17 protein-coding genes and 1 pseudogene are annotated in these 19,367 nt (G+C 70.8%); 14 read left to right on the forward strand and 4 right to left on the reverse strand.

Features of this window, described 5'->3' with window-relative positions; genetic code table 11:
* Positions 1-42: 42 nt before the first annotated feature.
* The 7 genes from glmU to ACFHWS_RS22830 all read left to right on the forward strand — a co-directional run bounded on the left by glmU (position 43) and on the right by ACFHWS_RS22830 (position 7,391).
* On the forward strand, positions 43-1,533 hold the full coding sequence (gene glmU / locus ACFHWS_RS22800) for a bifunctional UDP-N-acetylglucosamine diphosphorylase/glucosamine-1-phosphate N-acetyltransferase GlmU (RefSeq protein WP_416556920.1): 1,491 nt from the start codon (positions 43-45) through the stop codon (positions 1,531-1,533).
* A gap of 64 nt (positions 1,534-1,597) precedes the next feature.
* A complete protein-coding gene (locus ACFHWS_RS22805; RefSeq protein WP_416556900.1) occupies positions 1,598-2,578 on the forward strand; it encodes a ribose-phosphate diphosphokinase in 981 nt (326 codons plus the stop codon).
* A 295-nt stretch (positions 2,579-2,873) separates the two neighbouring features.
* Positions 2,874-3,488 carry a 50S ribosomal protein L25/general stress protein Ctc gene (locus tag ACFHWS_RS22810; protein WP_416556901.1) on the forward strand — a complete coding sequence of 205 codons (615 nt, stop codon included), beginning with the start codon at positions 2,874-2,876 and terminating at the stop codon, positions 3,486-3,488.
* 74 nt (positions 3,489-3,562) lie between these two features.
* Positions 3,563-4,150 (forward strand): aminoacyl-tRNA hydrolase, encoded by a 588-nt coding sequence (gene pth, locus ACFHWS_RS22815; protein WP_416556902.1) that lies wholly within the window; start codon positions 3,563-3,565, stop codon positions 4,148-4,150.
* Between the two features lie 113 nt (positions 4,151-4,263).
* Positions 4,264-5,106, forward strand: coding sequence for a 3'(2'),5'-bisphosphate nucleotidase CysQ (locus tag ACFHWS_RS22820; RefSeq protein ID WP_416556903.1), 843 nt, complete (start codon positions 4,264-4,266; stop codon positions 5,104-5,106).
* An 84-nt stretch (positions 5,107-5,190) separates the two neighbouring features.
* Positions 5,191-6,102 carry a sulfate adenylyltransferase subunit CysD gene (gene cysD / locus ACFHWS_RS22825; protein ID WP_416556904.1) on the forward strand — a complete coding sequence of 304 codons (912 nt, stop codon included), beginning with the start codon at positions 5,191-5,193 and terminating at the stop codon, positions 6,100-6,102.
* Positions 6,102-7,391 (forward strand): sulfate adenylyltransferase subunit 1, encoded by a 1,290-nt coding sequence (locus ACFHWS_RS22830; protein WP_416556905.1) that lies wholly within the window; start codon positions 6,102-6,104, stop codon positions 7,389-7,391. The genes cysD and ACFHWS_RS22830 overlap by 1 nt, the downstream gene beginning before the upstream one ends.
* 58 nt (positions 7,392-7,449) lie before the next feature.
* On the opposite strand, the gene ACFHWS_RS22835 is transcribed toward ACFHWS_RS22830, so the two are convergent.
* Positions 7,450-7,998 (reverse strand): hypothetical protein, encoded by a 549-nt coding sequence (locus ACFHWS_RS22835; protein ID WP_416568999.1) that lies wholly within the window; start codon positions 7,996-7,998, stop codon positions 7,450-7,452.
* 44 nt (positions 7,999-8,042) lie between these two features.
* The gene (gene galK / locus ACFHWS_RS22840; RefSeq protein WP_416569000.1) at positions 8,043-9,275 is read right to left on the reverse strand and encodes a galactokinase; all 1,233 of its coding nucleotides are present in this window, start codon (positions 9,273-9,275) and stop codon (positions 8,043-8,045) included.
* Positions 9,276-9,444: 169 nt separating this feature from the next.
* On the opposite strand from galK, the gene trpS reads away from it, so the two are divergent.
* The 4 genes and pseudogenes from trpS to ACFHWS_RS22860 all read left to right on the forward strand — a co-directional run bounded on the left by trpS (position 9,445) and on the right by ACFHWS_RS22860 (position 12,477).
* Positions 9,445-10,470, forward strand: coding sequence for a tryptophan--tRNA ligase (gene trpS / locus ACFHWS_RS22845; protein WP_416569001.1), 1,026 nt, complete (start codon positions 9,445-9,447; stop codon positions 10,468-10,470).
* A 2-nt stretch (positions 10,471-10,472) separates the two neighbouring features.
* A complete protein-coding gene (locus ACFHWS_RS22850; RefSeq protein WP_416556909.1) occupies positions 10,473-11,021 on the forward strand; it encodes a 2'-5' RNA ligase family protein in 549 nt (182 codons plus the stop codon).
* A 70-nt stretch (positions 11,022-11,091) separates the two neighbouring features.
* Positions 11,092-11,949: pseudogene (locus ACFHWS_RS22855) on the forward strand (YihY/virulence factor BrkB family protein); the annotation flags it as partial.
* Between the two features lie 108 nt (positions 11,950-12,057).
* Positions 12,058-12,477 carry a hypothetical protein gene (locus ACFHWS_RS22860; RefSeq protein ID WP_416556921.1) on the forward strand — a complete coding sequence of 140 codons (420 nt, stop codon included), beginning with the start codon at positions 12,058-12,060 and terminating at the stop codon, positions 12,475-12,477.
* Positions 12,478-12,681: 204 nt separating this feature from the next.
* On the opposite strand, the gene ACFHWS_RS22865 is transcribed toward ACFHWS_RS22860, so the two are convergent.
* Together ACFHWS_RS22865 and ACFHWS_RS22870 are read right to left on the reverse strand one after the other, a co-directional pair.
* Positions 12,682-14,325, reverse strand: a complete 1,644-nt coding sequence (locus tag ACFHWS_RS22865; RefSeq protein WP_416556922.1) for a glycoside hydrolase family 13 protein — start codon at positions 14,323-14,325, stop codon at positions 12,682-12,684.
* Positions 14,326-14,456: 131 nt separating this feature from the next.
* Complete coding sequence (locus ACFHWS_RS22870; protein WP_416569002.1) at positions 14,457-15,509, reverse strand: LacI family DNA-binding transcriptional regulator; 1,053 nt, start codon at positions 15,507-15,509, stop codon at positions 14,457-14,459.
* Positions 15,510-15,662: 153 nt separating this feature from the next.
* Between ACFHWS_RS22870 and ACFHWS_RS22875 the strand changes: the two genes are divergently transcribed.
* The 3 genes from ACFHWS_RS22875 to ACFHWS_RS22885 are packed head-to-tail and all read left to right on the forward strand — an operon-like array spanning position 15,663 to position 19,365.
* Positions 15,663-16,919: a sugar ABC transporter substrate-binding protein gene (locus ACFHWS_RS22875; RefSeq protein WP_416569003.1), complete on the forward strand. Its 1,257-nt coding sequence runs from the start codon at positions 15,663-15,665 to the stop codon at positions 16,917-16,919.
* A complete protein-coding gene (locus ACFHWS_RS22880) occupies positions 16,919-18,508 on the forward strand; it encodes an ABC transporter permease subunit (protein WP_416569004.1) in 1,590 nt (529 codons plus the stop codon). Before ACFHWS_RS22875 ends, ACFHWS_RS22880 begins: the two co-directional genes overlap by 1 nt.
* On the forward strand, positions 18,505-19,365 hold the full coding sequence (locus ACFHWS_RS22885; protein ID WP_282225489.1) for a sugar ABC transporter permease: 861 nt from the start codon (positions 18,505-18,507) through the stop codon (positions 19,363-19,365). The genes ACFHWS_RS22880 and ACFHWS_RS22885 overlap by 4 nt, the downstream gene beginning before the upstream one ends.
* The last annotated feature ends 2 nt before the right edge of the window (positions 19,366-19,367 follow it).

Raw genomic sequence — 19,367 nt, forward strand, 5'->3', positions numbered from 1 at the left:
TCCCGTACCGTGGTCGTCCTCGCTGCCGGCGAAGGCAAGCGGATGAAATCGGCGCTACCCAAGGTGCTGCACCCGCTGCTCGGCCGGACCCTGGTCGGGCACGTCCTCGCCGCCGCCACGGCCGCCGCCGCCGAGCGCACCCTGGTCGTCGTCGGACACCGCGCCGAGCAGGTCACCGCCCACCTGTCGGAGATCGCCCCGGCGGCCGTACCGGTGCTGCAGGCCGAGCAGCACGGCACCGGGCACGCGGTCCGGCTGGCGATGGCGGCCGCGCCCGACGCCACCGGCACGGTCGTGGTGCTCAACGGCGACGTGCCGCTGCTGCGCCCGGAGACGGTGGCCGAGCTGATCGAGGCGCACGAGTCGGCCGGGGCGGCCGCCACCGTCCTGACCGCCGAGGTCGCCGACCCAACCGGGCTGGGCCGGATCGTCCGCGACCCAACCGGCGGCCTGGAACGCATCGTCGAGGAGCGCGACGCCAGCCCGGAGCAGCGCCGGATCCGCGAGATCAACGCCGGGATCTACGCCTTCGACGCGGCCGGACTGCGCGACGCGCTCGGCAAGCTCACCACCGACAACGACCAGGGCGAGGAGTACCTGACCGACGCCGTCGGCCTGCTCGCCGCCGCCGGAGCACCGGTCGGCGTGCACATCGCCACCGACGTGACCGAGACCCTGGGCTGCAACGACCGGGTGGAGCTGGCCCGGCTGCGCCGGCTGCTCGCCGACCGGGTCAACGAGGGCTGGATGCGCGCCGGGGTGAGCATCCTCGACCCGGCCACCACCTGGATCGACGTGACAGTGCACCTGGAACGCGACGCCGTCGTCGAGCAGAACACCCAGCTGTACGGCACCAGCACGGTCGGTGCCGAGGCCACCGTCGGGCCGGACGTCACGCTGATCGACACCGCCGTCGGCGCGGGCGCGACCGTGCTGCGGTCGCACGCCGTGCAGGCCCGGATCGGCGCCGGCGCGAGCGTCGGGCCGTACGCCTATCTGCGCCCGGACGCCCAGCTCGACGAGCGGGCCAAGGTCGGCACCTTCGTCGAGGTGAAGAAGTCGCAGATTGGCGCGGGCGCCAAGGTGCCGCATCTGAGTTACGTCGGGGACGCCACGATCGGCGCCCGGGCCAACATTGGTGCGGCGACGATCTTCGTCAACTACGACGGGGTGCACAAGAGCCACACCACAGTGGGGGAGTCCGCCTTCGTCGGCTGTGACAGCAGCCTGATCGCCCCGGTCGAGATCGGCGCCGGTGCGTACGTCGGAGCAGGCAGCGTGGTGAACCGGGACGTGCCGCCCGGCGCGCTCGCCGTCACCCGGGCCCAGCAGCGCACGGTCGACGGCTGGGTGCGGTCCCGCCGGCCGGGCACCGCCGCCGCGACGGCCGCCGAACGCGCCACGGCCGGTACGGTCGGTGCCGGGAACGGGCCGGCCGACGCCGGGAACGGGCAGGTCGGGGCTGGGAACGGTGAAGCGGCCCACCATCACGGTGCCACTGACCCGGTTCCGGGAGATACTGCGTCTGACTAGTCCAGCGGCGCACGGCCCAGCCAGGTCGGCGTCCGCAACCACCCTGACGGGAGCAGACGTCTCGATGGGCAGCATCGTCGCCGAGAACCGCAAGAGCCTGATGCTTTTCACCGGCCGGGGTTTCCCCGAGCTTGCCGAGGAGATCGGTGAAGTGCTCGGCATCGCACCCACCCCGGCCGACTCGTACGAGTTCTCCAACGGCGAGATCTTCGTCCGGTACAAGGAGTCGGTCCGCGGCTCGGACGCGTTCGTCGTCCAGTCGGTCACCCACGGTGTCAACCGCTGGGTGATGGAGACCCTGATCATGATCGACGCGCTGAAACGTGGCTCGGCCAAGCGGATCACCGTGGTGCTGCCGTTCTACCCGTACTCGCGTCAGGACAAGAAGCACCGCGGCCGGGAGCCGATCTCCGCCCGGCTGATCGCCGACCTGCTGCGCACCGCCGGCGCGGACCGGATCCTCACCGTCGATCTACACACCGCGCAGATCCAGGGCTTCTTCGACGGCCCGGTCGACCACCTCTTCGCGATGGACATCCTGGCCGGCTACGTCGAGAGCCGGTTCGCCGGGCGGCCGATGACCGTGGTCGCGCCGGACTCCGGCCGGGTCCGGGTGGCCGAGCGCTGGACCGACCGGCTCGGCGGCTGCCCGCTGGCCTTCATTCACAAGACCCGGGACCCGCTCAAGCCGAACCAGGTGGTGGCGAACCGGGTGGTCGGCGACGTCGAGGGCCGGGTCTGCCTGATCGTCGACGACATGATCGACACCGGTGGGACGATCACCAAGGCGGCGGAGATCCTCTACGACGCGGGTGCGTCGGACATCGCGGTGGCGGCCACCCACGCGTTGCTGTCCGACCCGGCGACCGAGCGGTTGAAGAACAGCCGGATCAGCGAGGTGGTGGTGACCAACACCCTGCCGTTGCCCGCGGAGAAGCAGTTGGACAAACTCACCGTACTGTCCATCGCGCCGCTGTTGGCCCGGGCGATCCGCGAGGTCTTCGACGACGGCTCGGTGACGACGCTGTTCGGCGGGCTGAGCTGATTCATGGCCCGCGCCTGCGGGCTGGGCCGCCCGCACAGGGACAGGGGTACTGGCTGAATCTGTTCACCAGCCTCGGGTAGACTGGTGCGGTTGCCACGGCGAGGGTGCCCTGCGGGCCGCTGCTGACGAAGCGCTGCCGCCCGGAGCACCGTGATCGACGCGGTGCTCCGGGCACTGCCCAGTTGGACGAGCGCCCAGCGTGCCCCTTCGCCCGGCACCGCCGACATCGCGTCCGTCTCTCCGGAGCCGGATCAGGTTCCCCCGCACGCACTGCCGAAACTCCAGGAGTACTCCCGTGTCCGAGGTAAAGATCAGCGCCGAGCCCCGCACCGAGTTCGGTAAGGGTGGTGCCCGCCGTACCCGCCGGGCCGGCAAGGTGCCCGCCGTGCTGTACGGCCACGGCGAGAAGCCCAAGCACATCGCGCTGCCCGCCCGTGAGTTCGCCGCCGCTATCCGGCACGGTGGCGCCAACCAGCTGTTCGCCATCGACATCACCGACGGCACCCAGGCGCTGGCGTTGACCAAGGCGATCCAGCGTGACCCGGTCAAGGACACCTTCGAGCACGTCGACCTGCTGCTGGTCCGCCGTGGTGAGAAGGTCACCGTGGACATCCCGGTGCAACTGGCCGGCGAGCCGGCCAAGGGCACCCTGGTGATGCACGAGCACGACACGCTGTCGGTCAGCGCCGAGGCGACCCGGGTGCCGGAGTCGCTGGAGGTCTCGATCGAGGGCTTGGAGCCCGGTTCGCACGTCACCGCTGGCGACGTTCAGCTGCCGGGCGGGGTCGAGCTGGCCGTCGACCCGACGACCGTGCTCGTGGTGATCTCCGCCGCACCGACCGCCGCCCAGACCGGCGAGGAGACGGCCGAGGAGCCCGTCGCCGAGGGCGCCGCGGAGCAGCCGGTCTGACCTGCCGTTCGACGATCCGGGCGTCCCGCTGCCGGCCCTGCCGCGGCGTGACGCCTTGATCCGTTTCAGGAGGTGTGGTGGAGACGGCGCCGTGGCTGGTCGTGGGGCTGGGTAACCCGGGCCGGGAGTACGCCCGCAACCGGCACAACGTCGGGTTCATGGTCGCGGACCTGCTCGCCGGTCGGCTGGGTGTCCGGTTGAGCCGGCACCGTAGGGCGGCGGCCGAGTCCGGCGAGGGGCGACTCGGCCTGGGCGGCCCGAAGCTGGTGCTGGCGAAGCCGCTGACGTACATGAACCTCTCCGGCGGCCCGGTGGCCGCGTTGGCGAAGTTCTACAAGGTGCCGGTCGAGCAGATCGTCACAGTGCACGACGAGCTGGATATCGACTACGGTCGACTGCGGGTGAAGCAGGGCGGTGGAGAGGGCGGCCACAACGGGCTGCGCTCCATGTCCCGGTCGCTCGGCAGCAAGGAGTACCTGCGGGTCAGGTTCGGGATCGGGCGTCCGCCCGGTCGACAGGATCCAGCAGATTATGTTTTGTCAGATTTCTCGACAACTGAACGCAAGGAACTCGACTTTCTCGTCGATCGGGCCGCTGACCTGGTGGAAGCGGTGGTCGTCCGGGGGCTCGAGTGGGCCCAGAACACGTACCACAGCAGCTGAGCGGCGGCTGTGGCGTTACATCTGGGACAGCTGGATCGTGAACCGGGCAGAACACCGCCCGTGGATTCCGGTGGACGGCCCGGCGTCCGCCGGGCAGGTACGAGAGGAGCCAGATGAGCACGCCGCCGGTAACCGATGCCGCATTCGCCCGATGGCTCGCCGGGCGCGCCGGCGAGTCGCTGCTCCAGGTCCGTGAGGAGCTGGGGTACGCCGACCCGACCGCGCTCAAGGCAGCCGGTGACAAGGTCTCCCACGACCTGCTCCGTACCGAGCTGGCCCGCTGGCGGCCGGCGGACGCGGTGCTGTCGGAGGAGGACGACGGCGCCCGCCAGGCGCTGCCGGACCCGGACGCCGAGATCTCGACGGACGCCGGGCCGTCCCGGCTCACCGCCGACCGGGTGTGGATCATCGACCCGCTCGACGGCACCCGGGAGTTCTCCGAGGAGGGCCGCGCCGACTGGGCGGTGCACGTGGCGCTCTGGTCCCGCAGCGGCTCCACCCCGCACCGGCTGGTCGCCGGCGCGGTGGGACTGCCCGCCCAGCACCGCACGATCAGCACCGAGCACCCGCCGCCGTACCCGCCGATGCCGGCGGCGGCGTCGGCCGGCGGCGCGATCCGGCTGGCCGCCAGCCGCAGCCGGCCACCGGCCTTCGTCACCGCCCTCGCCGAGCAGCTCGGTGCCGAGCTGGTGCCGATGGGCTCAGCCGGTGCCAAGATCGCCGCGGTGATCGCCGGCGACGCCGACGCCTACGTGCACGCCGGCGGCCAGTACGAGTGGGACTCGGCCGCGCCGGTCGCCGTGGCGACCGCCACCGGTCTGCACGCTTCCCGGATCGACGGATCTGCGCTGCAATACAACGAGGCCAACCCGCGGCTGCCAGATTTGGTGGTCTGCCGACGGGATCTTGCCAGCAAACTGCTCGCAGCGTTGCGACAGCATCTGCAGGTATCCTGACCCTCTATCTCCAGCTTGCCAACCGGAAAGGTCTGGTATTCGGATGACCAAGCTTCGGATGACCCACAACCAGGGGTGGGTGTGATGACCAACGCGACCGCGTACCGCGTCTCCCACCTCGACGCGCTGGAGGCGGAGAGCATCTTCGTCATGCGCGAGGTCGTCGCCGAGCTGGAGCGGCCGGTGCTGCTCTTCTCCGGCGGCAAGGACTCGATCGTCATGCTGCGACTGGCGCAGAAGGCGTTCGCCCCGGCCCGGATCCCGTTCCCGGTGATGCACGTCGACACTGGGCACAACTTCCAAGAGGTGCTCGACTACCGGGACCGCCGGGTCGACGAGCTCGGCCTGCAGCTGGTCGTCGCCAGCGTGCCGGAAGCCCTGGAATCGGGGCTGGTCCGCGAGTCGCCGGACGGGATGCGCAACCGCATCCAGACCCCGGTGCTGCTGGCCGCGGTCGAAAAGTACCGGTTCGACGCCCTGTTCGGCGGGGCCCGCCGGGACGAGGAGAAGGCCCGGGCCAAGGAGCGGGTCTTCTCGTTCCGCGACGAGTTCGGCCAGTGGGACCCGAAGAACCAGCGCCCCGAGCTGTGGTCGCTGTACAACGGCCGGCACCACCCAAGCGAGTCGATCCGGGTCTTCCCGCTGTCCAACTGGACCGAGCTGGACGTCTGGCACTACATCGCGCGGGAGCGGATCGAGCTGCCACCGATCTACTTCGCCCACGAGCGCGAGGTGATCGAGCGCGACGGCATGCTGTACGCGGTCAACGAGTTCATCCAGCCCCGCTCCGGCGAGACGCCGTTCGTCGAGAAGGTTCGGTACCGTACCGTCGGCGACGCCTCCTGCACAGCGGCGGTCCGCTCCCCGGCGGACACCGTCGAGAAGGTGATCGACGAGGTCGCCGCGACCCGGATCACCGAACGCGGGGCCACCCGGGGCGACGACCGGGTCAGTGAGGCCGCCATGGAAGACCGCAAGCGGGAGGGCTACTTCTGATGACGGTGACGGCTGACGCCCCCACCACCCGGACCATGGACCTGCTGCGGTTCGCCACCGCCGGCAGCGTCGACGACGGCAAGTCGACCCTCATCGGTCGGCTGCTCTACGACACCAAGTCGCTCTTCACCGACCAGCTGGAAGCGGTCGAGGCGGTCAGTGCGGCCCGGGGCGACGAGTACACCAACCTGGCGCTGCTCACCGACGGCCTGCGCGCCGAGCGGGAGCAGGGCATCACCATCGACGTGGCGTACCGCTACTTCGCCACCCCGCGGCGAAAGTTCATCATCGCCGACACCCCCGGGCACACCCAGTACACCCGCAACATGGTCACCGGTGCCTCCACTGCCGACCTGGCGCTGATCCTGGTCGACGCCCGCAAGGGTCTGGTCGAGCAGTCCCGCCGGCATGCCTTCCTCTGCTCGCTGCTGCGGGTGCCGCACCTGGTGCTCTGCGTCAACAAGATGGACCTGGTCGACTGGGACCAGTCGATTTTCGAGGCGATCGCCGACGAGTTCACCACGTTCGCCGCCAAGCTGGAGGTGCCCGATCTGTCGGTCATCCCGATCTCGGCGTTGAACGGTGACAACATCGCCACCCGGTCCGAGCGCAGCCCCTGGTACGAAGGACCGTCGCTGCTGCACCACCTGGAGCACGTGCACATCGCCTCCGACCGCAACCTGGTCGACGTACGGTTCCCGGTGCAGTACGTGATCCGGCCGCAGTCGACCACCGTCACCGACTACCGTGGCTACGCCGGCCAGGTCGCCTCCGGGGTGCTCAAGCCCGGCGACGAGGTGATGGTGCTGCCGTCCGGGCTGACCAGCACGATCGCCAGCATCGAGACCGCCGACGGCCCGGTCGACGAGGCGTTCCCGCCGATGTCGGTGACCGTACGGCTCACCGACGAGCTGGACATCTCCCGGGGCGACCTGATCTGCCGGCCGCACAACGCGCCCACCCCGGCTCAGGACGTCGAGGCGATGATCTGCTGGATGGACGAGACGCGGCCGCTGCAGTTGGGCGGCAAGTACGCCATCAAGCACACCACCCGCAGCGCCCGCGCCGTGGTCCGTGGCGTGCAGTACCGGCTGGACGTCAACACGTTGCACCGCGACGAGGCGGCCAGCCAGCTCGGCCTCAACGACATCGGTCGGGTCACCTTCCGGACCACGGTCCCGCTGCTCACCGACGAGTACCGGCGTAACCGGACCACCGGCGGTTTCATCCTGATCGACGAGTCGACGAACCGGACCGCCGCCGCTGGCATGATCATCGAAGCCGGCTGACCCAGGGTCGACGGGTCGGGTCCGCTGTCACCGGCGGGCCCGACCCGGTGGCTGAGTTTCACCAGCGTCCGTAGACCGGGGCCCGGCCGGCGGCCAGCGCACCGAGCGCCGCGACGATCTGGGTGCTGCCGCAGTCCAGCAGCATGGTCGGCACCATCAGCCGGGCACCCGGCGGCACCGCCGGGTGCGGCGTCTGCGCGTCGATGAAGATCAAGTCCTCGATCCCGGTCCGGCGGACCTGCACCGCCGACACCGCGTCCCACGGCAGCCAGACCGGGTTGGCGCGGAAACTTCCGTTCGCCACCCAGACCCCGGTCCGGTCGGCGGCCAGCACCGGGCCCCGGCCGGTGAACCGGCCGTGCCACATGACAACCGTCGCGGCCAGCAACCCGCCGAGCAGCAGCACCGGCAGACCGGCCAACGCCATTGTCGCCGTGCGGCCGGCCGCCGCCTCCCTCGCGGCCAGGTACGCCACCCCGCCGAGCAGCCCACCGGCCAGCAACCAGCAGACGGCGGCCAGCCCGCCGGCCCAGATCAGGAACCGGCGTCCGTCGATCCGGACCAGGAACGGGGTGTCCTCCGCCGGCCGGTCGGTCATCTCCTGCACCACGGGCACCTCCGCCGCCACTGGTCTAATGTGTCGCGGCGAGGTTAGTGGATCCGTTTGGCTCCCGCGCAGGGCAGGGCGGTGAAGAACGTCGGTGGCGGGAAGCCGTGCTCGGCGTACGCCGCGCCCACTGTGGCCGCCACCCGGTCGGCGGCATCCGCATCGACCAGCGCCAACACGCAGCCGCCGAAGCCGCCGCCGGTCATCCGGGCACCGTACGCGCCGCCGGCCAACGCCGCGGTCACCGCGACGTCCACCTCCGGCACGGTGATCTCGAAGTCGTCACGCATCGACGCGTGCGAGGCGGTCAGCAGTGGACCGATCTCGCGGATCCGGCCGGCCCGCAGCAGCGTGACCGTTTCCCGGACCCGGTGGTTCTCGGTGACCACGTGCCGGACCCGGCGTCGTATCGGGTCGTCCGGCAGCCGGTCCAGGGCGGCTGGCAGACCATCGACCGGCACGTCGCGCAGCGCCGGCACGCCGAGCAGCCCGGCCGCCCGTTCGCAGGCGGCCCGCCGGGCGGCGTACTCGCCGGAGACGTGCCGGTGCGGGGCCCGGGTGTCGACCACCAGGACGGCCAGCCCGGCGGCGGCCAGGTCGAACGGGACGTGGTCGACGTCGAGTGACCGGCAGTCCAGGAACAGCGCATGCCCGGCCCGGCAACGGATCGACGCCGACTGGTCCATGATCCCGCAGGGCACCCCGGCGTAGCCGTTCTCCGCCCGCTGGGCCAGCGCCGGCCGCCGGGCCACCGGCAGCTGGTCGGTGCCGATGCCGCCGAGGTCGGCCAGGGCGGTCAGCACCGCGGCCTCCAGCGCGGCCGACGACGACAGACCGGCGCCGAGCGGTACGTCGGACGCGATCGCCATCCGGACGGCCGGTACGGGGTACCCGGCCTCGCGCAGCGCCCACACCACGCCGGCGACGTAGCCGCCCCAGCCGTCGACCGCGCCGGGCCGGTCCGCGTCGGCGGCGCTGAACGCGATCTCCTCGCCGGACTGCTCCGACCAGACGGTCCAGCCGGGCTCTGCCGGGCCGGCCTCTCCGGCTGCCTCTGCCAGGCTCGCCGCGACGACGGTGCGGTGCGGCAGGGCGAACGGCAGCACGAAGCCGTCGTTGTAGTCGGTGTGCTCGCCGATCAGGTTGACCCGTCCAGGTGCCGCCCACGAACCGGCTGGCGGTACGCCGTACCGCTGCTGGAAGCCGTCGTGAGCGCGGCGGGTGACCGGCCCCGCGTCGCTGTCGCCTGCGCCGCCGCCGGCTACCGGGAGTGTCACGATCGGTGTCCCTTCACTCCGCCGGTCGTCCGGTGAAGATTCCACCACATCCGGCCAGGAATCAACAGTGGCTACGGGTAAATCCAACAGAGCCGAACATTGCCGACCGGCGGCCGCCGGTCGGATACCGGCGAGACATCGATCCACCGGTGCTGTCAGAATTGTCGACATGTCCGAGCCCGCCTCCCGCCCCCGGGTGCTCTCCGGCATCCAGCCCACCGCCGACTCGTTTCACCTCGGCAACTACCTCGGCGCGGTGCGCAACTGGGTGGCGATGCAGGACACCCACGACACCTTCTACTGCGTGGTCGACCTGCACGCGATCACCGCCGGGCACGACCCGCAGGTGCTGCGTCAGCGGACCCGGGTGGCCGCCGCCCAGCTGCTCGCCGCCGGCCTCGACCCGGGCCGGTGCACCCTGTTCGTCCAGTCCCAGGTTCCGCAGCACGCCCAGCTCGCCTGGGTCATGGGCTGCATCACCGGGTTCGGCGAGGCGAGCCGGATGACCCAGTTCAAGGACAAGTCTGCCAAGCAGGGCGCCGAGCGGGCCAGCGTGGGGCTGTTCACGTACCCGGTGCTGCAGGCCGCCGACATCCTGCTCTACCAGGCCGACGCGGTCCCGGTCGGCGAGGACCAGCGGCAGCACCTGGAGCTCACCCGGGACCTGGCCCAGCGGTTCAACACCCGGTTCGGCGCCACCTTCACCGTGCCGGCCCCGTACATCGTCCGGGACACCGCCAAGATCCTCGACCTGCAGGACCCGACTGCCAAGATGTCCAAGTCGTCGTCCTCCCCGGCCGGCATCATCGACCTGCTGGCCGACCCGGCCAAATCGGCGAAGAAGATCCGCTCGGCGGTCACCGACACCGGCCGCGAGATCATCTACGATCCGGAGAGCAAGCCCGGTATCAGCAACCTGCTCACCATCTACGCCGCGCTCAGCGGCCGGACGCTCGACGAGCTGACCGCCGCGTACCAGGGCAAGGGCTACGGTGACCTGAAGAAGGACCTGGCGGAGGTGGCGGTGGAGTTCGTCCGGCCGATCCAGGAGCGCACCCGCGGCTACCTCGACGACCCGGCCCAGCTGGACAAGATCCTGGCGATCGGCGCCGGGAAGGCCGAGGCGGTGGCGGCCGCGACGCTCGCCGCCGTGTACGACCGGGTCGGCTTCCTGGCACCCGCGGGGACTGTCTGACAGTGTCCGTCATCGGCGCGCGACCAGCTCCCGGTCAGGTGCGGATCGGCGTCGCCATCGACATCCCGCAGCCCTGGGGCGAGGAGCTGACCCGCCGCCGGGCCGAGGCCGGCGACCCGGCCGCCGAGTACGTGCCCGCGCACATCACCCTGCTCGGCCCGACCGACATCGTCGAAGATCAGCTGGCCGAGGTGGAGGCGCACCTGGCGGCGGTGGCCGCCGCGCATCCGCCGTACCCGTTGCACCTGCGCGGGACCGGCACGTTCCGGCCGATCACCGAGGTGGTCTTCGTCGCGGTGGCGGCCGGGATCAGCGAGTGTGAGCTGCTCGCCTCGGCGATCGGCACCGCCGACCAGCTCATCCGGGAGAGCCGGTTCGCGTACCACCCGCACGTGACCGTCGCCCAGGACGTGCCGACCGACGCGATGGACAAGGTGTACGACGACCTCGCCGGCTTCGAGGCGCAGTTCGAGGTCGACTCGTTCACGCTCTTCTCGCACAGCGGTGAGGGGCGGTGGCGTCCGCGCCGGGATTTCCCACTCGGCGGCTGACCACCCGGCGGCGTCCCGGCGCACCAGGATGAAGGGTGCACCGGGATGACCGGTGCACCAGGATGACGGGGTGAACGTTTTCGGCCGGGCCTGGTCCGGCACCCAGCGGGCGCTGGACCGGTCCCGGCGGCGGTACCCGCGCCTGGATCACCTCTGGCGGGCGGTGGAACGCTACAACCAGGTGCTGGGCGGGCGGCTGGCTGCGGCGATCGCGTACTACGGGTTCTTCGCCGTCTTCGCCCTCGGTCTGGTCGCGTACTGGGTCTTCGGTGCCCTGGTGGAGGCCAACGCCGAGGTCAGCGCGGCGGTCGCCGACTTCCTGCTGCAGAACCTGCCGTTTCTGGACCTGGCCCAGATCCAGCGCAACAGTGGCCAGGTCGGCGTCGTCGGCCTGGTGCTGCTCGCGTTGACCGGCATCGGCTGGGTGGAGGCGATCCGGTCCTCGCAGCGGTTCGTCTACCGGCTCGACCAGCAGCCCGGCTACTTCGGGGTACGGCAGATCGTCGACCTCGCCGTACTCGTCGGGGCGTTCCTGCTGATCGGCATCTCGGTCGGTGCGGTCGACGCGCTGCGGTCGCTACTCGGCTGGCTGCTCGGCGAAGGATCGGCCGCTGCGGCCGTCGCGAGCGTGCTGCTCGCCTTCGTGATCAACCTGGTGCTCGCCTCGGCGCTGCTGGTCGCGGTGCCCCGGCTACGGATGTCCGCCCGGCGGCTGGTCGCCCCGATTCTCGTGGTGGCGCTCGGGCTGACCGTGCTGAACACCGCCGGGCGGTTCTACGTCGGCCGGTTCGAGCGCAATCCCGCGTACACCGTGGTGGCCGGCGCGGTCGGTCTGCTGATCTATCTCTACCTGCTCAACCAGCTGCTGCTGTTCGGCGCGGCGCTGGCCGCAACCAGCCGGCACGGCCGGGTGGTCGACCTGACAGCCCGGCGGGCGGCGGGGCGTACGCCATGGACGGCCGGATCGGCACCGCCAAAAGCAGTAAAAGCCGCAAAAGCCGTCGACGGTCTCCGGCGTACGACGATGATCGGTCAGGTGGGGGCACTAGTCACGCTTGAGCTGCCGGACGACTCGCCGGCGCACACGATGCCATGGATCATCACCTTCGGGCCGCTCGGCGACCAGGACGGCGAGTGGGAACCGGTGGTGTGCGGGCCGTACGAACGGGCGCACGCGCTGGCCCTGGCCGAGACGGTGGTCGCCGACGAGGAGTTGATGGCGGTGGTCGAGCCGCTGCTGACCCTGGTCACCGTCGAAGAGATCCGCGGCGAACTGGCCGCCGCCCAGGCCTCCGCCGACGAGGACGTCGCCGAGTACGACGACTTCGAGGACCTGGTCGGCGGCAACGACGCCGAACCGCAGGAGCGGCATGTCGAGCCGTCGCCGCCGCCGTCACCGGACGAGGTACGCGCCGGCATGGTCCGCATCGCCAACATGCTGACCGCCAAAAGCTGACCGTCAGTGGTGGTGCCCCGGGACCATTTCTGGTCCCGGGGCACCGTCACCACCTTCGCCCCCCACCACAAGGGGTCCTTGCCCAGCCGCCCGGCGGCGCTTCCGGCTCGACGAACGACCGGTGTTTCCTGCCCGAGCCATACCCGGCGGCAGGCTGTCGTAAACCTGGCCGCACCCTGCCAGCCGGCCGGGGCGAAACGGGTGTCAGGCCGGCTGGAACCAGGCGGCGGCGTCGACCGGCAGCAGTCGGCGACCGGGCGGTCCGTCCAGCGGCGCGCTGGTGATCAGCGGTACGCCGTACCCGTCGACCGCCACCGGCGCACCACTGAGGTTGACCACGCAGACCAGCGTCGCCTCGCCGGTACGGCGGAACGCCAACACGCCCGGCCCGGCCTCCACCCAGGTCAGCCCGGTGCCGTCGCCGGCCGGGGCGTCGCGCAGCGCCGGATGCTCGGCCCGGACGGCCAGGGCCTGTCGGTACAGCTGCAGCGTCGAGTCCGGGTCGCCGGCCTGGGCCTGTGCGGTCAGCGGCGCCCAGTCGGCCGGGGCCGGCAGCCAGGATTCGACCGAGCCGGCCGGCCCGAAGCCGTACGGCGGGGTGTCGCCGCGCCACGGCAGCGGCACCCGGCAGCCGTCGCGGCTGGCCCCGGTACGGCCGAACGCCGGGTCCTGCCGCAGGTGGTCGGGCAGGTCGAGGACCTCCGGCAGGCCCAGCTCCTCACCCTGGTAGAGGTAGGTGCTGCCGGGCAGGGCGAACATCAGCAGCGCGGCGGCGCGGGCCCGCCGCAGCCCGACCTCGCCGTCGCCGTACCGGGTGACGTGCCGCTGCTTGTCGTGGTTGGACAGCACCCAGGTGGTCGGCGCGCCGACGATCGTCGCTTCGGCGAGCGCGGTGTCGATCACCTTGTGGAACGAGTCGGCCGACCAGGTGGCGTCGAGGAAGTCGAAGTTGAACGCCTGGTGCAGCTCGTCGGGGCCGATGTAGCGGGCCAGCCGCTGCGGGGTCTCCGCCCACGCTTCGGCGATCGCCATCCGCCCGCCGGGGTAGCTGTCCAGGATCGGCCGCCAGGTGCGGTAGATGTCGTGCACCTCGTCCTGGTCGAAGTAGGGCAGCCGGCCCTTGCCGAGCAGTTCGATCTGCCGGCGGCCGGTGGTGGCCGAGGTCCAGCCGATGTCCGGCAGCCCGTCGGCCTTGATCATCCCGTGGGCGACGTCGATCCGGAACCCGTCGACGCCCCGGTCCAGCCAGAAGCGCAGGATCTGCTCGAACTCGGCCCGGACCTCGGGGTGGCGCCAGTTGAGGTCGGGCTGGGCCGGGTCGAACAGGTGCAGGTACCACTGGCCGTCGGGCAGCCGGGTCCAGGCCGGCCCGCCGAAGATCGACTCCCAGTCGTTGGGCGGCTCGTCGCCATTGTCGCCGCGGCCGTCGCGGAACATGTACCGGTCACGCTCCGCCGACCCGGGCGCGGCGGCGAGCGCCGCGACAAACCACGGGTGTACGTCGGAGGTGTGGTTCGGCACGATGTCGACGATGATCCGCAGGCCGAGCGCGTGCGCGTCGGCGATCATCTCGTCGAAGTCGGTGAGGTCGCCGAACATCGGGTCGACCTCGCGGTAGTCGGCGACGTCGTAGCCGCCGTCGATCATCGGGGAGCGGTAGAACGGGGTCAGCCAGAGCGCGTCGACGCCAAGGTCTCGCAGGTACGGCAGGCGGCTGCGGATGCCCTGCAGGTCGCCGATGCCGTCGCCGTCGGAGTCGGCGAAGCTGCGCACGTACACCTGGTAGACGGCGGCGGTGCGCCACCAGTCGTCCCGGGCGGTGCGCGGGTGGGCCTGGGCAGGATCGATCGTCACGGGTTCCCCGTCCTGTCGGTGCGATGCTGGCCTCGCCGTTGAGTCAGCGCGCTGCGGGTGCTGGGCTCCCTATCGAGGATGCCCGGCAGTTGCTGCAAGCGTCAAGCAAGCCTTGCGCAAGGCAATCAGCCGGTGGTGGCAGCGGCGGCGGCGAGGTGGGTGACCTGTGGAGCGATCCCGGTGGAGCCACGGGCCACCAGCTCGGGGCGGAACACGTACTCCGAGTTCGGGGCGGCGTGCCCGTTGATCTCGTCGACCAGGGCCCGGACCGCCGCCACCGCCATCGCGATCACCGGCTGGCGCAGCGTGGTCAGCGGCGGATCGGTGAACGCCATCAGCGGCGAGTCGTCGTAGCCGACCACCGACACATCGCCGGGCACCGACAGGCCGCGCTGCCGGGCGGCCCGGATCGCGCCGAGCGCCATCAGGTCAGAACCGCAGGTGATCCCGGTGACCCCCTTGTCCAGCAAGCGGTTCGCCGCCGCCTTACCACCCTCCACACCGAACAGTGACAGGGCGGTCAGCTCGTCGATCTCGGCGTCGCTGGCGCCGACCAGCCGCTGCATCGCCGCGCGGAAGCCGGCCAGTTTGCGCTGCACCGGCAGGAACCGGTCCGGCCCGGTGATCAGCCCGATCCGCCGGTGGCCGAGGGAGACCAGGTGGGCCACGGCCAGCTCGCCGGCTTCCCGGTCGTCGCAGGAGACGAACGGGGCTTCGATGCCGTCGGCGTACCCGTTGATCAGCACGATCGGCAGCGGCCGGGCGATCAGTTTGCGGTAGCGGTCGTGGTCGGCGGCGGTGTCGGCGTGCAGGCCGGAGACGAAGACGATGCCGGCGACCTGCCGGTCCAGCAGCATCTCCACGTACTCGTCCTCGGTGACCCCGCCGGGGGTCTGGGTGCAGAGCACCGGCGTGTAGCCGGACTGGGCCAGCGCCGACTCGATGGTCTGCGCGAACGCCGGGAAGATCGGGTTGTCCAGCTCCGGCACGACCAGGCCGACCAGTCCGGCGCTGCGTTTGCGCAGCCGGGCCGGGCGTTCGTAGCCGAGCACGTCGAGCGCGGTCAGCACCGCCTGGCGGGTCTCGGTGGCCACCCCGGGGCGGTCGTTGAGCACCCGGGACACCGTGGCCTCGCTGACTTCGGCCTGGCGGGCGATGTCGGACAGTCGTGCGCGCATGGCGTTCACGGTAGCGCACCGGCAAGTTCTTGCGGTTGCGCCTGCAAGCCCTTCCATTGCTTGCAACGTCTTGCTAACGTCCCGGCAACACAAGACAGGCTGCGTGCTGAAACACGGCACCGAACTGCAATAACTTCCAGGACAGGAGTCCCGATGCGCGTCCGTACCACGACGGTGGCCGCCGGGCTGGCCGCCGCGCTCGCGCTGGCCGCCACCGGCTGCGGCAGCAGCGACGGCGAACCCGCCAGCACCGACAGCCCCGACACCGCCGACGGCGGCACCCTGGTCATCTGGGCCGACGACAAGCGCAGCGCCGCCCTCGCCCCGTTCGCCGAGAAGTTCGGCGAAGACAACGGCGTCACCGTCGAGGTCCAGGCGATCTCCAAGGACCAGCAGACCACCTTCGTCACCGCGTCGCAGCAGGGCAGCGGCCCGGACGTGATGGTCGGCGCGCACGACTGGATCGGCAACCTGGTGCAGAACGGCGCGATCGAGCCGGTCCAGCTCACCGCCGACCAGACCGCCGGCTTCGCCGAGGTCGCCATCCAGGCGGTCACCTTCAACGGCCAGGTCTACGGCGTCCCGTACGCGATGGAGAACGTCGCCCTGATCCGCAACACCGCGCTCGCCCCCGACGCCCCCGCGACGATCGAAGACCTCGTCGCCACCGGCGAGCAGCTCAAGGCCGACGGCAAGGTGTCGGAGATCCTCTGCCTGCAGGTCGGGCAGAACGGCGACGCCTACCACCTGTACCCGCTCTACATCTCGGCCGGCGGCAGCCTGTTCGGCACCACCGCCGAAGGCGACTACGACCCGACCCAACTCGGTGTCGGCACCCCGGAGTCGATCGCCGCGTTCGAGAAGATCGCCACGCTGGGCGAGAAGGGCTCCGGCGCGCTGAAGCGCTCCATCACCCCGGAGAACTCGATCGCCACCTTCACCAGTGGCAAGTGCGCCTTCCTGGTCTCCGGGCCGTGGGCGATCACCGACGCCAAGGGCGCCGACATCGCGTACGACATCAGCCCGGTCCCCGGCTTCGCCGGTGGCGCACCCGCGCAGCCGTTCGTCGGCGTGCAGACCTTCTACGTCGCCGCGAAGGGCGAGAACAAGGCGTTGGCGCAGGAGTTCGTCGCCAACTACACCACCCAGACCGACCTGGCCGTCGCCCTGTACGAGGCCGAGCCGCGCCCGCCGGCGCTGACCGCCGCCCTGGAGCAGGTCTCCGGAGCCGACCCGGATCTGGCCAAGTTCCAGCAGGCCGGGCAGGGCGGCGCGGTGCTGCCGGCGATCCCCGAGATGGCCGCCATCTGGGACCCGTTCGGCAAGGCCGAGGCCGCGATCGTCGGCGGTGCCGACGTGGCGAGCACGATGACCGCGGCCGGTCAGACGATCGCCGAACAGATCAAGTAATGCGCGACACCGGACCAACCGGAGCGGGGTCCGCCGAGCAGCGGGCCCCGCACCCGGTCACGGCCGGCGGTCTGCTGGCCAAGGCGCTGCTGCTCGGGCTGGTCGCGGCGATCGCGATCTGGGCGGCGTTCCCGCTGATCGCCGCCGAGGCGTGGGTCGGGCTCGGCATCCTGGTCGCCACGACCGCCGGCATCGGCTACCTCTACCTGGGTCGGCGACACGTGCCGGCGAAGTACCTGATCCCCGGCACCCTGTTCCTGATCGCCTTCCAGATCTTCCCGGTGCTCTACACCGCCTCCACCGCGTTCACCAACTTCGGCGACGGCCACCGGGGCAGCAAAACCGAGGCGATCGCGGCCATCCAGGCCACGTCGGTGGTCCAGGTCCCAGGATCCATCGAGTACGCGATGACCGTCGCCACGGTCGGCGACGCCGCCACCGGTGACCTGGTGCTGCTGGTCGTCGACCCGGCCGACGGGGTCGTCTACGCCGGTGACGCCGACGGGCTGACCGAGCTGCCGGCCGGCGACGTCACCGTCACCGACACCGGCAAGGTGACGGCGGCCGACGGCTTCACGCTGCTCAACGCCGGTCAGGCCAGTGCCCGCAGCCAGGAGATCACCGACCTGGCGGTGCCGACCGACGACGGGGCGATCCGCTCCATCGGGCTGTCGCGGGCGTACGAAGGGGTCGCGGTCCGGGCGTACGACGATGATTGTGACTGTGTCACCGACACCGTGACGGGCACGGTGTGGACGGCCGACGACGACGCCGGCTCGTTCGTCTCCGCCGACGGTGACCGGCTGCTGCAGGGCTGGCGGGTCGGCGTCGGGCTGGACAACTTCACCCGCGTTTTGACCGACCGCAGCATCTCGGGGCCGTTCCTCGGCACCCTGGTCTGGAACTTCGCCTTCGCGATCGGCTCCACCGGCGGCACGTTCGTCCTCGGGCTGCTCTGCGCCCTGGCGCTGCACTCCGACCGGGTGCGGGGGCGCAACCTCTACCGGGTGCTGCTGATCCTGCCGTACGCGATGCCGTCGTTCGCGATGCTGCTGGTCTGGCGGGACATGTTCAACACCGACTTCGGGCTGATCAACCAGTTCTTCGGGTTGACTGTGGACTGGTTCGGGCAGGACTGGTCGGCCCGGCTGGCGGTGATCGGCGTACAGCTGTGGCTCGGGTACCCGTACATGTTCCTGGTCGCCACCGGCGCGTTGCAGGCCATCCCGAAGGAGCTGACCGAGGCCAGCTCGATCGACGGCGCGAACCCGTGGCAGGCGTTCCGACGGGTGACGCTGCCGCTGCTGCTGGTGGCGTTGACGCCGCTGCTGATCGCCTCGTTCGCGTTCAACTTCAACAACTTCAACGCGATCTATCTGACGACCGAGGGTGGGCCGTTTCCGGCGGACAACCCGAGCGTCGGCGCGACGGACCTGCTGATCACCTACACGTACCGGTTGGCGTTCGGCGCGGCCGGCGCCCAGTACGGCTTCGCCGCCGCCATCTCGATCTTCATTTTCACGCTCGTCGCGGTGATCTCCGCGGTCAGCTTCCGGCGCACCCGGCAACAGGAAGAGGTGTACGGATGAAGCAGCGCTCGCTGACCCGCTGGCTGGGTCGGGTCGGCTGGCGGCACCTGGTGGCGCTGCTGGCCGTGGCGTTCTCGCTGTTCCCGATCGTGTTCGTGCTGTCGGCGGCGGTGAACCCGCTGGGCACCCTGTCGTCGACCGACCTGTTCCCGACCGGGGCGTCGGGCAACAACTTCCGGCGGCTGTTCGCCGACACGTCGTTCGGCCGGTGGTTCGGCAACTCGCTGCTGATCGCCGGGCTGGCGTCGTTCGCGTCGGTGTTCCTGTCGTCGCTGGCGGCGTACGCCTTCTCCCGGATGCGGTTTCGGGGCCGCCGGGTCGGGCTGCTGTCGCTGCTGCTGATCCAGATGTTCCCGCAGTTCCTGGCGATCGTCGCGATCTTCCTGATCTTCTCGACGATCACCGACCTGTGGCCGACGATCGGGTTCAACACCCCGTGGGGGCTGATGCTGCTCTACCTCGGCGGCGCGCTCGGGGTGAACACGTGGCTGATGAAAGGCTTCTTTGACACGCTGCCGAGGGAGTTGGACGAGTCGGCCACCATGGACGGGGCGTCGCACGCCCAGGTGTTCTTCCGGATCATGCTGCCGCTGGTGGCGCCGATCCTGGCGGTCACCGGGCTGCTGGCGTTCATCAACACCATCAACGAGTTCCTGATCGCCAACGTCTTCCTGACCAACCCGGAGGCGAAGACGCTGGCGGTCGGCATGTACGGCCTGGTGGCGGGGGAGCGGAACAACAACTTCGGGATCTTCGCCGCCGGCACGCTGTTGACGGCGATCCCGACGGTGCTGGTGTTCCAGCTGCTCAGCCGCTACATCGTCTCCGGTCTCACCTCCGGGTCTGTGAAGGGTTAGCT

Origin of the sequence: Micromonospora sp. LOL_013, from assembly GCF_048060315.1 — a bacterium.
In the GTDB taxonomy this organism is placed as follows: domain Bacteria; phylum Actinomycetota; class Actinomycetes; order Mycobacteriales; family Micromonosporaceae; genus Micromonospora_E.